The organism is Streptomyces capparidis (assembly GCF_054782095.1).
This window is the reverse complement of the sequence record NZ_BAAGTD010000027.1, coordinates 87,676-102,101: the sequence shown is the minus strand read 5'-3', so window position 1 is coordinate 102,101 and position 14,426 is coordinate 87,676. Positions and strand designations below refer to the sequence as shown.

General features: G+C 70.2%; 10 protein-coding genes, 1 pseudogene and 2 CRISPR repeat arrays. Of the genes and pseudogenes, 1 reads left to right on the top strand and 10 read right to left on the bottom strand.

Annotated features, from left to right (window positions below; translation table 11 throughout):
• Positions 1-1,028 precede the first annotated feature (1,028 nt).
• Complete coding sequence (locus tag ACYVO2_RS22100) at positions 1,029-1,670, bottom strand: ATP-dependent DNA ligase (RefSeq protein ID WP_461009660.1); 642 nt, start codon at positions 1,668-1,670, stop codon at positions 1,029-1,031.
• A gap of 70 nt (positions 1,671-1,740) precedes the next feature.
• A pseudogene (locus tag ACYVO2_RS22095) lies at positions 1,741-2,034 on the bottom strand (ATP-dependent DNA ligase); the annotation flags it as partial.
• A 218-nt stretch (positions 2,035-2,252) separates the two neighbouring features.
• On the opposite strand from ACYVO2_RS22095, the gene ACYVO2_RS22090 reads away from it, so the two are divergent.
• Complete coding sequence (locus ACYVO2_RS22090) at positions 2,253-2,909, top strand: HNH endonuclease family protein (protein ID WP_461009659.1); 657 nt, start codon at positions 2,253-2,255, stop codon at positions 2,907-2,909.
• 127 nt (positions 2,910-3,036) lie between these two features.
• Positions 3,037-3,647: direct repeats of the CRISPR family, unit length 29 nt; unit sequence GTTGCGAGCCCTCCAGGGCTGATCACGAC.
• Positions 3,648-3,749: 102 nt separating this feature from the next.
• Positions 3,750-5,197: direct repeats of the CRISPR family, unit length 29 nt; unit sequence GTTGCGAGCCCTCCAGGGCTGATCACGAC.
• A 149-nt stretch (positions 5,198-5,346) separates the two neighbouring features.
• Here ACYVO2_RS22090 and cas2 read toward each other — a convergent pair.
• From cas2 to ACYVO2_RS22050, 8 genes are read right to left on the bottom strand one after another with little or no spacing between them, the layout of a single operon-like run.
• Positions 5,347-5,622, bottom strand: a complete 276-nt coding sequence (cas2, locus tag ACYVO2_RS22085; RefSeq protein ID WP_461009681.1) for a CRISPR-associated endonuclease Cas2 — start codon at positions 5,620-5,622, stop codon at positions 5,347-5,349.
• Positions 5,616-6,596 carry a type I-B CRISPR-associated endonuclease Cas1b gene (gene cas1b / locus ACYVO2_RS22080; RefSeq protein WP_461009658.1) on the bottom strand — a complete coding sequence of 327 codons (981 nt, stop codon included), beginning with the start codon at positions 6,594-6,596 and terminating at the stop codon, positions 5,616-5,618. The genes cas2 and cas1b overlap by 7 nt, the downstream gene beginning before the upstream one ends.
• Positions 6,596-7,117, bottom strand: coding sequence for a CRISPR-associated protein Cas4 (locus ACYVO2_RS22075; RefSeq protein WP_461009657.1), 522 nt, complete (start codon positions 7,115-7,117; stop codon positions 6,596-6,598). Before ACYVO2_RS22075 ends, cas1b begins: the two co-directional genes overlap by 1 nt.
• Positions 7,114-9,615 carry a CRISPR-associated helicase Cas3' gene (gene cas3, locus ACYVO2_RS22070; RefSeq protein WP_461009656.1) on the bottom strand — a complete coding sequence of 834 codons (2,502 nt, stop codon included), beginning with the start codon at positions 9,613-9,615 and terminating at the stop codon, positions 7,114-7,116. The genes ACYVO2_RS22075 and cas3 overlap by 4 nt, the downstream gene beginning before the upstream one ends.
• Positions 9,612-10,292, bottom strand: a complete 681-nt coding sequence (gene cas5 / locus ACYVO2_RS22065; protein WP_461009655.1) for a CRISPR-associated protein Cas5 — start codon at positions 10,290-10,292, stop codon at positions 9,612-9,614. Before cas5 ends, cas3 begins: the two co-directional genes overlap by 4 nt.
• Positions 10,293-10,300: 8 nt before the next feature.
• The gene (cas7i, locus tag ACYVO2_RS22060) at positions 10,301-11,362 is read right to left on the bottom strand and encodes a type I-B CRISPR-associated protein Cas7/Cst2/DevR (protein WP_461009654.1); all 1,062 of its coding nucleotides are present in this window, start codon (positions 11,360-11,362) and stop codon (positions 10,301-10,303) included.
• On the bottom strand, positions 11,362-12,801 hold the full coding sequence (locus tag ACYVO2_RS22055) for a hypothetical protein (protein WP_461009653.1): 1,440 nt from the start codon (positions 12,799-12,801) through the stop codon (positions 11,362-11,364). The genes cas7i and ACYVO2_RS22055 overlap by 1 nt, the downstream gene beginning before the upstream one ends.
• On the bottom strand, positions 12,798-13,538 hold the full coding sequence (locus tag ACYVO2_RS22050; protein WP_461009652.1) for a CRISPR-associated endoribonuclease Cas6: 741 nt from the start codon (positions 13,536-13,538) through the stop codon (positions 12,798-12,800). The genes ACYVO2_RS22055 and ACYVO2_RS22050 overlap by 4 nt, the downstream gene beginning before the upstream one ends.
• Positions 13,539-14,426 lie beyond the last annotated feature (888 nt).

Here is a 14,426-nt window from a genome sequence, read left to right as displayed (position 1 = left end):
GGCGGGATGCTACGGTCGAAGGCAGTGGGCGGCTTCTGCGGTCGCCCCGCCGACTGGTCAAGCACGGGCCTAGCCCTTTCTTGGTCGGAGACATCACGGGATGGGCCCTGGCTTCGGTTTGGCAGACCCGCCAGGGTCCTCCTTCTCTCCGGACCGTACCGGACCGCTCACGCGCGACGCCAACGAGATCGTCGATATGTCGTGGGTTTGACCAGGCAAGTTCCCGAAATAGCGATCCCCTGCCGCAGCGGCTGCCTTTCGTGCTGATCATCCCTGTCCAGAATCCTGGGCCCTGCCCGAATAACAAGCTGCCTCCGTGCATTTTGCCGTGCATTTTCACGTGCATCTGCAAGGAGCAGCAGCACCGTCGCGCAAGCAGCGGCAAGCCCTCAGCCCGCGCCCCACATGCCCGCTGAACAGGTCATCCATGAGCGCAGCAAGGCAACGAGACCTGGAGTAGACACGGTCACGAGCTGGAGGGCGCGCGCGGGCGGAACCGATTGCCCATCGAAGCACCGGTCGGATCAAGGCGCCTCCGGTGGTACGCCGCTCCACTATCCGCGCCCCTTTACACGACACGAACAAGCCGGGGTTACGCGCATACAACCGCAGGAGCCGCGCCCCCTCTCGCTGCCCCAACCACAAAGCACAAGTGTGGGCGTCATCCTTTCGAGCGAATATCGGCCCCGCACTACTGCACAGTTACTTGTGTGCTAAATGCGTCGAGTCTCGCAGCTGCTCCCGCAGCGACCGCAAACGTGCTGCTGGGCGACCCACCGCCTGCACTCAAGCAAGGCTCGACCGGAGTGCATAATTCCGCCTGTGTTCGAATAATCACCCCGCATCCACCTGCGGACAACCTGCCCGGCCCAAGGACCTCTCCACCACGCCGAGATCACCACCTCCCTTCAGGCACACCCTCGAAGGCCCGGCCCGGGTGGAGACGCGAGTGCCCTGAACCACACCGACATGACGGCGGCAGGGACACAGCCGGCCGGTCCTCCCCTACGTGGTCGAGTACGCCGCGCTCAACGCCGAGGGCGTGTGTGTTCACCCAGTGGGGTGTAGCCAGCTCCAGCCGTCGGCACATCGGCCGAGGCGAGGTCCGGACGCAGCCGCAGCGCACGTACCGGGTGCCGCCAGCGCCCGGCGTCGACGGCTGTGTCACCGGAGAACTCCACCACCGCGGCGGGCTCCACGCAGGTGAACGCCAGCGGCTCACGGCTGCCCCACCGCGCGGTGATCCGCATCCCCCGCCAGGGATGAGAGGGCCCGGCCGGGACGAGCACGCGGGCGACGTCGTCGGCGGCCGTATCGGTGAGCGGGGTGGTGCGGGCGATCAGGCGCAGCAGGCCGTCGGTGTCATAGCGGCCCAGCAGCAGGGTGTCGGCGTGTGCGCGGTGGCCGGTGACGGCGCCGATGAGGGTTTCGGCAGTGTGCCGGGAGCGGATCTTCAGCCAACCGCGGCGGCCAGGCTGGTAGGTCCGGGCGGGCGCCCTTGGCCACAACACGCCCTCGACGCCCACCGCCGCCCACTGCTCGATCCACTCCCGCGCCCGGGCCGGGTCGGCATCGGCAGGAGACAGCGCCCACGGCGCCGTCAGGCCGCAGGAGGCGAACAGCTCCTCCAGGGCGGCGCGGCGCCGCCGGTAGGGGGAGCGCAGCAGCACGGTGCCTTGGCGCGAGGAGGTCGAAGACGACTAGGTGGGCGGGCTCGGTGCGGGCCAACCGGGCGGCGGCGGGGCCAGCAGTCAGGCGGCGCTGGAGCGCGGAGAACTCCAGCCGGCCGCTCGCACCGTAGATGACGGCCTCGCCGTCCACAACGGCGTCCTCGCCGAGCTCCGCCAGGTCGACGGCCGCGGCGGCGATCTCGGGGAACGCTGCGGTGAAGTCGGCCCCGCGCCGAGACTGCACCAGCACCCGGTCCCGGCGAGCGAACACGACCACCCGGAACCCGTCCCACTTCGGCTCGAACACCACCCCACCCGGCAACACACCCGGGCCCGGCAGGGCCGCCACGGGCCGGGCGAGCATCGGCTCCACCGGAGGCTGCAACACCGCATCCACACCGCGATCCTCAACCACCTGCACCACCACCGCACCCGCACGAAGCCGCTCTCCTGGCACCCAGGCCGCGCTCCGCGGCGCCCGGCCGCGCCGCGCTCCCCCACGACGGACCCGCACGCCACCCGAGCGAGTGACCGGTGGTGCCCGCGCGCATACCGAAAGGCGCGACGGCCCATGCATCAGGGATGAAGACCACACGCCGCGCCGCAGTGGCGGCCACCTTGGCCGCAGCCTGCCTCACCGCCCTGCCCGCAGCGCCGGCCCGCGCCGAGCAGATCTCCCTGCCCCTGCGCGCCGCCATCGACGAGTTGCCCGTCGCCGAGGAGAACCGGGCCGGGTACCAGCGCTCCTCCTTCCGGCACTGGGTCGACGCCGACCGCGACGGCTGCACCACCCGCGCCGAAGTCCTCCTCGAGGAAGCCGTCGACCCGCCACACGTCACTGGCCGCTGCACCCTCAGCGGGGGCGCCTGGTTCTCCTGGTACGACGACACCGAGGTCACCGACGCCCGCGGCCTGGACATCGACCACCTGGTTCCCCTCGCCGAGGCCTGGGACAGCGGCGCCAGTGGCTGGTCCGCCGCCCGCCGCGAGGCCTACGCCAACGACCTCGGCGACGCGCGGGCGCTGGTGGCGGTCACCGCCCGGTCCAACAGGTCCAAAGCCGACCAGGACCCCACCACCTGGCTACCACCGGAGCAGGCGGTGATCTGCCACTACATCACCGACTGGACCGCCATCAAGCACCGCTGGCAGCTGACCGTCGACCCCGCCGAACACGAAACACTCGCCACCCTCGCCGCGGACTGCCCCAACGTGCCCGTCACCGTCACCGCCACCTAGCCAAGACGCCTGCCCCAGCCCACCCATCCTTCGAACAGCCGACATGGCCGCAATGGCGGCCACCGACCACCTCACCGTGAACGGACACAACAGCGTGACCATCTCCGCAAGCGGGCCAAGCTGCGAGCCCTCCAGCCCTCCAGGGCTGATCACGACCCCGGGACGTGGCCCGCGCCGTGGAGCGCACCAGGATGTTGCGAGCCCTCCAGGGCTGATCACGACAATGTCACCACGGTAAATCTGCACACCCCCAGTCGTTGCGAGCCCTCCAGGGCTGATTACGACGAGTCTGGCGAGTCGTCCTTGTGCGTGACCGGCTCGCGTTGCGAGCCCTCCAGGGCTGATCACGACGGTGGACGAGACGGCGCGCTACGCGGCGGAGTACGTCTTGCGAGCCCTCCAGGGCTGATCACGACCTCGAGCAGGCGCTTCAGATCTGCTTCGAGATGGAGTTGCGAGCCCTCCAGGGCTGATCACGACGTGTTGCCGCTGCCGTTGGTGACGTTGATCCCGCGTTGCGAGCCCTCCAGGGCTGATCACGACTGGTGACGTCCTCGCAGGGGGTGTTGTCGTGCGGCCGTTGCGAGCCCTCCAGGGCTGATCACGACCAGGCCACCACGGGCGGGCGCGGGGCCCATCTCCTGTTGCGAGCCCTCCAGGGCTGATCACGACCCGGTCCGGGCGGGGCCCACCTGGCAGCCCTATGGGGGTTGCGAGCCCTCCAGGGCTGATCACGACACGCGGACCGGATGCGGGCCATGGCCCAAGACTGGCTGTTGCGAGCCCTCCAGGCTGATCACGACCTGAGCGAGCGCCTGCACGCCCAGGCTCGGTTCGCCGCGTTGCGAGCCCTCCAGGGCTGATCACGACCGGCCTCTTCGAGCGGCGGCGGCCCGCGTGGTCCGGGTTGCGAGCCCTCCAGGGCTGATCACGACCGGAGATCGCGGCCGACGTGGCGCTGTGGCGCGAGTAGTTGCGAGCCCTCCAGGGCTGATCACGACGGAAGACCGCGGTCTGCCCGGCGTTGATGGCGTGGGGTTGCGAGCCCTCCAGGGCTGATCACGACCCGGAGCGGATGGTGCGCCGCGCCGCGCCCTCCGGTTGCGAGCCCTCCAGGGCTGATCACGACACGAGGGGCCGTTCACCACGCTCAGTGAGGATGCGTTGCGAGCCCTCCAGGGCTGATCACGACCCAACTCGCAGTATCCCGCCCCCGACCGCCAGGTCGTTGCGAGCCCTCCAGGGCTGATCACGACAGGACCAAATCCGGACGCGGGCCTTGGTACTACCGGTTGCGAGCCCTCCAGGGCTGATCACGACGTACTCCGGTGAGGGCGGTGATGGGGTCCCACCAGCGTTGCGAGCCCTCCAGGGCTGATCACGACCGGCGCGTTCCCGGGCGTGGCGGGCCGCCCGGCCAGGTTGCGAGCCCTCCAGGGCTGATCACGACGTACGAGCCGGGCCGGAGGCGTGGCCGTACAAGCGGGTTGCGAGCCCTCCAGGGCTGATCACGACGGGAGGGGGAGCGGATGCGCGACCCCCGGCGGCTCGGTTGCGAGCCCTCCAGGGCTGATCACGACGGGCCCCGCGCCGCTGGAACTCCAACTTCCAGATGCGTTGCGAGCCCTCCAGGGCTGATCACGACCCGCCCCCAGGCGATGGAGCTGGCCGCCTTCGACACGTTGCGAGCCCTCCAGGGCTGATCACGACGAACGCCGTCAACACCGGCGACACCGACCGCGCCGCGTTGCGAGCCCTCCAGGGCTGATCACGACCCGAGACGGACGCGCCGTCCCTGGACGAGCAGGTGTTGCGAGCCCTCCAGGGCTGATCACGACGACCGACGATCACGTCATCGACGCCACCGAGATGCTGTTGCGAGCCCTCCAGGGCTGATCACGACCAGGTACTCCCGTGCCGCCGGGCGGGCCCCGAACGCGTTGCGAGCCCTCCAGGGCTGATCACGACCCACCATGACGATGAACATCACCAGGTGGATCAGGTGTTGCGAGCCCTCCAGGGCTGATCACGACCCCTCTTTCAGCGACAGGAGTCCCCATCATGACGATGTTGCGAGCCCTCCAGGGCTGATCACGACCATCCCGGGCGGCACCGTGGGCGCCGTCCGCGAGGGTTGCGAGCCCTCCAGGGCTGATCACGACTTGCCCGCGAAGCCGAGCGCCCCGCCCCCGAAGCGTTGCGAGCCCTCCAGGGCTGATCACGACAGGTGCAGGTGAGGAGCCCCACGCCGCTGAAATTGTTGCGAGCCCTCCAGGGCTGATCACGACCCGAGGGTAAAGTCCCAGGTCATAGCGTGCGTCTCACTGTCGGTGGCGTGGGACTTTGCAGCGATCCGGCAGTAGTGCATCTGTGCTGGTCAGAGGCTTGTGGCGCGAGGGGCGAGGGGCGAGTCTGCGGCTTGGTGCTGGTTGCTGTTCTACAGCACGTCGCCGGGACCGCCGAGCTGCCGGCCGAGGGTATGGGTGGTGATGAGGTCGGGGGCCCGGGCGGTGTAGGTCATGATGCTGTCGTGGTCAGGGTTGATCACGGTGCCGAGTTCGGCGATGAGAGCGCGGTACTGGGCGGTGGTGAGTTCACCTTGGAAGACGCTGCGCTGGACCCAGTGGAGGTATCTGCGGCAGGTCTTCAGCACACGGGGATTGCGTTCGACGGCGGTGTCGTAGACGAGGACGGTGAACACCCGCGTCACCACCAAGGGCGGAAAGGCTTGTAAGGGCGGTCCTCCAGGCACAGGCGGACCAGCTTCAGGGCTTCGAGGTGGAGGATCTCCTCGTAGCTGACCTTCCGTTTCAGGGAGCGGTGGTGGACGGTGGTGGCCAGTTCGTCCCTGATGAGGGTGGAGACCTTCTTGCGGCCGTCCTTGCTGAGGGAGGCGCGGCCGATGTCGGTTTCGAAGTCGCTGGGCTTGAGGGACTTCTGGGCGGCGGCGCGGCGCAGGAGGCGTTCGGCGAACAGGGGTTTGAAGGGTTCGGCGAGGTCGAGGGCGAGGGTGTTGCGGCGGCGGTCGGTGTCGGAGTGGAGGAAGCCGACGGCCGGGTGGAGCGGGGTGGTGCGCAAGGTGGTCAGGACGCGGGCGTAGACGATGGCGTTGGCGTAGCTGATGAAGGCGTTGCCGGCGTTGGTGGGTGGGCGGCGGGTACGTCCGTTCAGGCGGAGCCAGGGGGGTAGGAGGGTGTCGAGGATTTCCCAGGCGGTGCGGCGGAAGTTGCCTTCTTGGCCCATGATCTCTTCGCTGGTGTGGCAGTCGGGCAGGGCCGTGCGCAGGGTGTCCAGGGCGGGGTCGAGCAGGTGGGTGTCCAGGGACCAGCGGATGTTGTCGGCGGCGGCGTGGACGAGGGCGCGGGCGGTGGGCAGGCGGGTGTCGGGGTGGGAGGTGAGGTGGACTTGGCGGCGCAGGACGGTGGCGGAGGACATGGACTCGGCCGGGGTGACGCTGCCGGCGTAGTTGCCGTAGTGGTCCAGGACGTGGACGGTGACGCCGTTGCGGGACAGCAGGGAGATCGCCGAGGTGTTGATGTCCAGGTGGTCGAAGGCGACCAGGTCGCGGATGTCGGTGATGGGGATGCGCACCGGGGTGGTGTCGGCGCGTTCGATGCGGATGCTGTTGTCCTCGCGGCGGATGCGGCACGGTTCGGTGAGCCAGTAGGTGCGGCCGATGGCGGCCATCAGTCCCCCCAGCAGTAGTCGGTGTAGGAGCAGCCCCGGCAGTCGCGGCGCGGCAGGCGCGCGGGTGGGGTGACGGCGTCGATGACGCCTTGGGCGCGGGCTTCGGCGGCTTCGGCTTCGGCGCGGGCCTGGGCGTCCCAGGGGACGTCGGTGGTGCGGCGGATGAGCGGGTAGTGGACGACGCCGCTGCGCACGGTGATGCCGCGGCGTTCCAGCAGCAGGCAGTAGTGGCGCACCTGGGCGGCGTGGGCGGGCGCCGGTGCGCGTGAGGACTTGGTTTCGTGGACGATGGCGCCGGTGGTGACCCAGTCGATCCTGGCTTCGCCGAGGTCGATGTCGCGGCGGCGGGTGTAGGTGGTGGCGTCGACGACCTCGCCGAAGGCGACCAGGTCGCTGGCGTGCTCGGGGCGGTATCCGCGGGTGTACAGCCACAGTTGGCGGGGGCAGTGGTGCAGGTACTTGATGTGCACGCCGCCCAGGGAGGCGGAGTCGTCGGCGGGGTGGGGCCGGTGTGCGGTCACAGGACGGTCTCCTGCACGGCGGGCGGCGGCGTTGTGGCGCTGGTGGGGATGTGCAGGCCGGTGGCGGGGTCGTAGTCGGCGCTGGTGGTGTGCACGTTCAGGCTCTTGTCGAAGCCGGCGTGCAGTTGGCGGAGTTGGCCGTAGCGGACGGGGATGAGCAGCCCGGCGGCCCGCAGCGGGTTTCCGTCCGGGCCCTTGGCCAGCCTGTGGAACTCCTCGATGTCGTCGGTGTGGAGCACTTCTGCGCCGTCGAACGCCTCATCGAGTCGCTTGGCGAACTCGCTGCGGTCGCGGAAGGGCTCGTCGAAGGTGAGGAACGCGGTGGCGAAGTCGTCCCGGGCCTTGCGGGCCTGCTGCGCCCAGGAGCGGCCCCAGTCGGTGTCGTAGGCCAGGTGCAGCAGGTGGTCGATGTCCTGTTCGGACAGGGTGTCGGTGCCCGCGGTGGTGAGGGCGGTCAACGCCTGCCAGGCGGCGTCGACCGCGGGCGCGGGGTAGGGGGCGGGGGACTCGCCGCGGTGCACGCGGAAGGCGACGGGGCCTTCGGGGTGCAGACCGCGGCGGTTGACGCGTCCGGCGCGCTGCGCGACGGGCTCGATGGGAGCGGCTTCCACGGCGCTGCGGTCGAAGTCCAGGCGCAAGGACACCTCCACCGCCTGGGTCGCCACGACGAGCCCTCCGCGGTGCGCCGGCTCGTGTCCGGTGCGTTCGTGGTGGCGTGCATGCAGGCGCCTTTCGATGCCGGCGCGGTCGCGGTGCCGGAAGCGTGAGTGCAGCAGCAGGGCCGCGTCCTCCTCGCCCGGGTGGCGTTCCCGGGCGATGGGCGCGAGGGTGTCGAACAGGTGCTGGGCGATGGCGACGGTGTTGGTCACGGCCAGGACGCTGTACCCGGCCAGGATCCACTCCTCGAGCACCTGGCGGCTGGCGGGGTCGGTGAGGGGAGTGTCGTCCAGGACGAGGCGGTGCCGGTCGGGGCTGGTTCCGGCGGGTGCGCGGTGGAGGGTGACCGGCCGGGTCAGGCTGTCGCGGATGAGGTTGGTCATGGGGGGTGCGAGGGTGGCGGACAGGACGGCGACGCGGCTGCCGAGGCGTTCCCACAGGTTCATGGCGGCGCACAGGCGGCCGAAGGTGACCGGGTCGTAGGCGTGCAGCTCGTCCAGCACGAACAGGGAGTTGGCCTGTTCCAGCAGGACCGAGGAGTGGGTGGGGCCGGCGATGGCAGCGCGCAGCAGTTGGTGCGGGGTGGACACGCGCACGCGTTGGGTGAACAAGCGCATCGCGTTCTCCCGGGCGCGGGCTTGGCGGGCCATCGCCGCCGTCGGCTCGGAGCCGGTGGCCGGCTTGGGGCCGCTCGGGGTGGCGGCGGCCGGTGCGGAACGGGGAGCCGGGGTGCCTCCGACGGCGGGAGCAGTGCCGCTGGTGTCGTCGGTGGGGCAGTCGTCGTCGGCTGCCTGGGTGAGCAGGGTCTGGGCGACCGTGCTGTGCAGGATGCCGATGTCCGCCTCCTCGGCTCCGGCAGGAGGATCCAGTTTCTCCGCGAACCAGCGGGCGGTGGCGTTGATGGAGGCGCGGTAGGGCAGCACCCACACCAGGCGGGGCTGCCCGGGCATGGAGGTGACCTGGCGGCCTGCCCAGGCCAGGCCGCCTTCGGTCTTCCCGCTGCCCGTGGGCGCGATCAGGATCAGATGGTCGTTGGTATCGGCCGCCTGCCGCTGGTGCAGGTAGGGGCGCGCCAGGCGGGTGAGGTAGTCCAGCGGCAGGGGCAGGTGGGTCTGGAGGCGGACGTGGGCCGAGCCGGTGTGGTCGGCCAGGGTGAGTGCCCCTTGCGCAAGCACCGCCACCAGCCCCTGCTCGGGGTCAACGGGCTCACGCCAGGCTTGGGTGAGTTCCACGAACAGCGCCCGGGCCCGGTGCGCGAGCTTGGGTCCCCCGACCGGGGGCAGGTCGGCGGCGAGGGCTCCGCAGAACCACGCCAGCAACTCGCGGTGCAGCTCCGGGGTGACTTGAATCTGTAAGCCGCCCAGGTGGGGCCGCTTGGTGAACGCCTCCTCCCACACCGTGTGCTCGTTGTACTGCTCGGTCAGGGTCCGCTTGCCCTGCCCGCCGCCCGGGAAGAGAGCGCGGTGGTGGGTGGCCACCAGTGTGGCGACCATCAGTCGGTCCCGGCCGCTCCAGCGGCAGGCCTCAGCGAGCAGATCGACGTAGGCCAAGGACAGCACCTCGTGACGCTCCCCCCAGGGCTCACCCGCGGTAACCGAACGCTGGAAGCCTTCCGCGACTTTGCCGGCGTCGTGCAGCAGCCCGGCACGAGGGATCCAATCCCAAAAGCCGGGCACCTGGGCCAGGACACCTGGGGAACCGATGCGGTCGCGGATCTGGCCGACGGTGTCGTGGACGGTGCGGGAATGGGCGGTGAGCCGCTCCGGGTCCTGCTTGGGCTTGGACTTGGCCCGGGTGTCGGCCAGAGACCGACGGGATGGGTGTCCGTTCGCCGAAGTCACGCGGGAAGCAGCCATACCGCCTGCCCTTCGTCGTCGGCGTAGGCGCCGCGTACGGGCTGCTCGCCTTCGGCGACGTCGCACCACAGGTAGTCCTGCCACACCGTGTGCAGGCGGTCGGTGGAGACGCTGGCGGCCAGGCGGAGCACCATCGCGGCCGGGGCTTGGTGACCGTCCGAGGGGGCGAGCGCATACCCGACACTCGCCCGGTCGCGCGGCCGCAGCGTGACACGGCGGGCCTCGAGAGGGTGGACCAAGTCCTGGGAGCGGCCCAGCCGCAGGGCATGTACCGGGCGACGCAGGGCGCGTGCGATGCGTTCGCCGTCCGGGTGTGGCAGCCACACGGTCAGGTGGACGCCGGTCAGGAACGGGCGGTCACGGATGGTGGTGCCGCCCTTGCCCGCACGGACCCGGCCGGCCGCGGCCGGGTTGCCGCCATCGGCCGCGATCGGATGGTAGGTCTCGGTGTCCACCCCCGCTCCCTGCGACCAAGCAGCCATGCCCAGCGGCATGTTCTCGGCCTGACGGCCGGTGGCGGCGGCGAGCATGCCGCGCACCGTCGACGGCGGCGGCACGGGAAGGCCACGGGTGACGCCGGGGAACAGCGGGTCGCGGAAGGACGCCACCGGCGCATGAAAGTCCAGCCGCCACACGGTCAGCGGCTCAGCACTGTCGGGCACGGGCGCGCTCACCGCTGCGGGTCGTCGAACCAGGCGTCCATCTCCCCGGCCCGGATCTGTCCGGCCAAGGACCGCAGGATCGTGCGGGGATGGTCGATCACCACCCGGCCGTCCGCGATCTCCCCCCGCAAGGCCTCCTCGAACGCCTTGCGCTGTTCTTCGCGGAACCCGGGCCGCCAGCCGACGCGCACCGGAGCTTCCCACTCGCCCTCCCAGGCGGCCAACTCCGCCCGCAACACCTCCCCACGCACCCGCAGACCGCCGCCGTCCTCGTCCCCGGCGATGCAGTACGCCAGCGGGTTCACCCCGCCCTTGAACGGCACCAGCATCAGCAAGGTGGGCACCCGGTCGCCGTAGTGCAAGGCCTTCTTCGCGCCACCGCTGAGATGCGCCAACGCCTCCAGCAGCAGCGCCGCCCGGCTGCGGCGCTCCTCGATCGGCAACCGCACCGCACCCTGCCCGCGGAACTGCACACTCGCGGCCCCGAGCGACATCGCCTGGGCCACCGCCAACGCCCCCTCCTGTGACAGGTAGTTCGGCCGACCCGAGCCGTTCGCCGACGGCAGGGTGAACGTGCCGATCCTCGGCAAGTCCAGCAGGAACGGGGACGCCAGGTCCGCGGTGTAGAACTCGTGCCCGTGCAGCACCGGCTCACTGACCCCGCGCGCCATCACCCCCCAGTCATGCGTCGGCCTGGCCGGCTCCACCGACATGAACGTCCCCACCATGAACGGGCTGTCCCGCAACGCGGTCGCCGCGTCGTCCTTCTTCGCCCCCGTGCGCATGTACCCGAACAAGTCGTCGTCCGCATACCGCACCGGATCCGCGGCCGTGTTCGCCTTCTGCGCCTTGCCCTGCGCCTTACCCACCCGCTCCACCGGCGACGGCAGCGCACCCAACTCGATCATGCCCTCGCGGATCCAGCGACGGCCCGCCTGCGCCGAGATGTACGGGTAGGTCCGACCACGCACCCGCGCCGTCTTCACCCGGGCGGTCGTCTCCTCGCCCTTGGCGTTGTTCGGCGCCCCCGCCTCGATCGACAGCACCATCTTCCCCGCCAGAAATGTCATCAGGCCGCGTCCTCTCCGCCCTCGTCCTCGATCTCGTCCGGTGCCAGGATCGGCTGCTCCACCAGCTGCTCGATCCGCTCCTCGTGCTCGCCGTCGGCCTTCTCGCCCAGCGCGACGCCGCGCTGCGCGAGGAGCTCGGTGACGGCGAAGAACAGCAGCATCCGCGTCTCCCAACCCCGGGAGCGCCGCGTGAGCACCGGCTCACACTCCTTCGGGCCGGCGGGCGCGGCGCGCCCGTCCAGCAGCAGCCGTGCCTGCGCCTGCATCAGCAACTGCCCGAGCTGGAATGGCTTGAGCGCCACCGCCCGGTACTGCGCGAACTTTCCTCGTGAGCTGGAACTGCCGTGCGCGATCCAGTCGGCCAGCAGCGCCGCGACCGCGTCCAGCTTCGGCTCCATACCGAACATCTCCTTGGCATACGTGACACCCAGCCGCGCCAGCACCTGCCGCCCATACGGCGACCACGACCGGTCCTGGTCGGCCAGCGACTGAAAGACCTGCGACAACAGCGACCTGCTGCGGCCGTCCTCGGCCTCGAACAGCAACCGAGGCACCTCATGGCGGCCGTCCCGAATGATGTGACCGGCCTTGTCCCGCATGGTCAGGGCCTTCACCAGCAGGTGCCAGCCCGCGCGCAGCGGCCCCTGCCCGTCCACCACGGACAGCAACCGGGCGGTACCGCGGCGGGTGTGCGTCACCCGCAGCCACGGCTCCTGGTTGTCGTTGCGGAACGACCACAACACCGCAGCCGACGGCAGATCCGGCCCCAGCCGCCGCAACGCCTCCGCCACCACGCGCTCCGGGCGCGCCGTGGCCGGCAACCCGTCGAACCCGACCTGCATGACCTGCCGCGCCCGCCGCACGTTCCGCGCCACGAATGCCCGTTCTGCGGCCGGCTCCTCGCACGTCAGCACCGTCGCCGACCCGGCGGTCACCCACGCCCCGTACGGCAGCGCCCACATCGCCACCCGGCAACCGCGGCACACCGGCCAGCCCGACACCCCCGGCGGCAGGGTGTTCACCGCCTTGTCCGAATCGAACATCGGCAGCAGCATCTTCGTCCACGCCACACCGGCCGAGGCTCCGCAGAACACACACGGCCACACCCGGCCACCACCGACGTCGTCGGGACGGAACAACTCCGCGATCGCCGGTTCCAGAACCGCCGGGTCCTTGGGCCTTTTACTGTGCGTCGCCTTCGAATTCGGGTAGAGCGACAGCAGCACCTTCCACCAGTCGTACGCTGCCTTGTCCCGCTCCTTGTCGGCCGACGCCGCCGCGCACACGTCCTCCACCAGGAGCGCGACCACTCCGTCCACGTCCGCCGCGGACACCTCTCGCGGCGACGTGCGCCCCGCAAGGACGGCGACCGACCAGGCGCCGCAGCGCTGCAGCGGGTGACTCGTCAGCCTCAATGGATCGGCAGCCGCCGTGGTCACCGCACCCACCCGAAGCCCTGCACCGTGCACAGCCCCAACCCCCAGGAGCGGATCGCCGCCACGAAATCCGCCTCGGCCCGCATCCGCACCCGCACCGTCGCCCCGATCCGCGGCGCCCCCTGCACCAGGAACCGCCGACGCGGCCCCGCCTCCACCACCTGCACATCCTCCGGCGCCGCGAGCCCCAGCACATCAGCCTTGTGCGCCAGGTTCGCCAGCAACCGGTCCACGTACAGCTCGTCCTCCGGCAGCAGGTACCGGCTCTCGTGCTTCAGCAACACTGGCGTGAGCGTGGACAACTCCACCTCGTCCCCCGCCGCCGCGGGCCCATCCGCATCGATGCAGAACCCCCGCACCTCCAAAACCGCCCGCCCCCACCGAAGCTGCGAACGGCCCGCCAACGCCCCCACCAACGCACCAGCGATCTCGGGCACCGGCGACCCGAACCACACCGCCCCGTCATCAGACGTCGTGTACAAACCCGCCCGGCGCGGAGCCCCCCGGAACAACGGACTCGTCACCCCCACCGGCTTCAACGGCGACCCCGCCCACCCCTCATCGTGAAGCCGCTCCGCCAACTGCGGCTGCTGACTCCCGATGAGCTCGTACACCACACCCCGCGCCGGCCCGTGCACGTCCTCCCACGACAAAGCCGACACACCCGCCGCCACATCCACCCTCACCCGCACAGACCCCACCACTCCCCTTAACGGCAAGCACACGTCACCCAGGGACATCGACAACCACCCGGAGACAGCACCGCACGCTACACACGGCCCAGCGTTAAGACATGATTTGCGAGAAATTCCATGATTCGTCCCACTGGCTGTGCTATACAGCGCCACACGCACCCGGCACCCGTTGACCAGCGCCGACGAAGGCAGAGGACCTTAGGCTTGAACGCTACCGAGCACCACCGACAACGGATCCTCAACAACCCGGGCACAAGCCAGCACCCTGCGGCAGTCTGCCGACAGCATGCCTCTGACCAGCGGTGATGCACTACCGCCAGAGTGCTACAAAAACGCCCATTCCCCCCAGCCGGACAAACAGCCACTGGCCTGCGGCTTGCCATCGGTCGTTATCCGCCCTTGGAGGGCTCGCAACATGCCTCAGAAGGCGTAGTTCTGCTGGGCGTTTCGCGTCGTTATCAGCCCTGGAGGACTCGCAACAACGCAACCCGCTCCATTGAGAGCGCAGTAGCGTTCGTCGTCATTAGCCTTGGAGGGCTCGCAACGCGTCCAGGCCGTACGTAGCTCTCACGTGTGCCGCCCGTCGTCATCAGCCCTGGAGGGCTCGCAACTACCCACCCCTTATGCCGTCACGCAGGTCCCATAGGGTCGTCATCAGCCCTGGAGGGCTCGCAACACCTGGAGAACCGCGTCTCCGAGGCCACGGTTCTCGGCCGTCATCAGCCCGGGAGGGCTCGCAACCGCAGCCGGTGACGCATGTCCCGCCCGGCCGTGTGCCGTTATCAGCCCGGGAGGGCTCGCAACATTCGCACGCTCAGCAGCGGGTCGGGGGCGCCGACGAGCCGTCATTAGCCCGGGAGAACTGGCAACATGATGGGCAGTCGAGGAACCGGTCGCGGGTGGTCGGCCGTCATCAGCCCGGGAGGGCTTGCA

What these genes read in the sequence shown, in the direction of transcription:
- ACYVO2_RS22090 (WP_461009659.1), top strand. Translation starts at nt 2,253, where the DNA reads ATGAAGACCACACGCCGCGCCGCAGTGGCGGCCACCTTGGCCGCAGCC.
- cas1b (WP_461009658.1), bottom strand. Translation starts at nt 6,596, where the DNA reads ATGGCCGCCATCGGCCGCACCTACTGGCTCACCGAACCGTGCCGCATC.
- cas7i (WP_461009654.1), bottom strand. Translation starts at nt 11,362, where the DNA reads ATGACATTTCTGGCGGGGAAGATGGTGCTGTCGATCGAGGCGGGGGCG.
- ACYVO2_RS22050 (WP_461009652.1), bottom strand. Translation starts at nt 13,538, where the DNA reads ATGTCCCTGGGTGACGTGTGCTTGCCGTTAAGGGGAGTGGTGGGGTCT.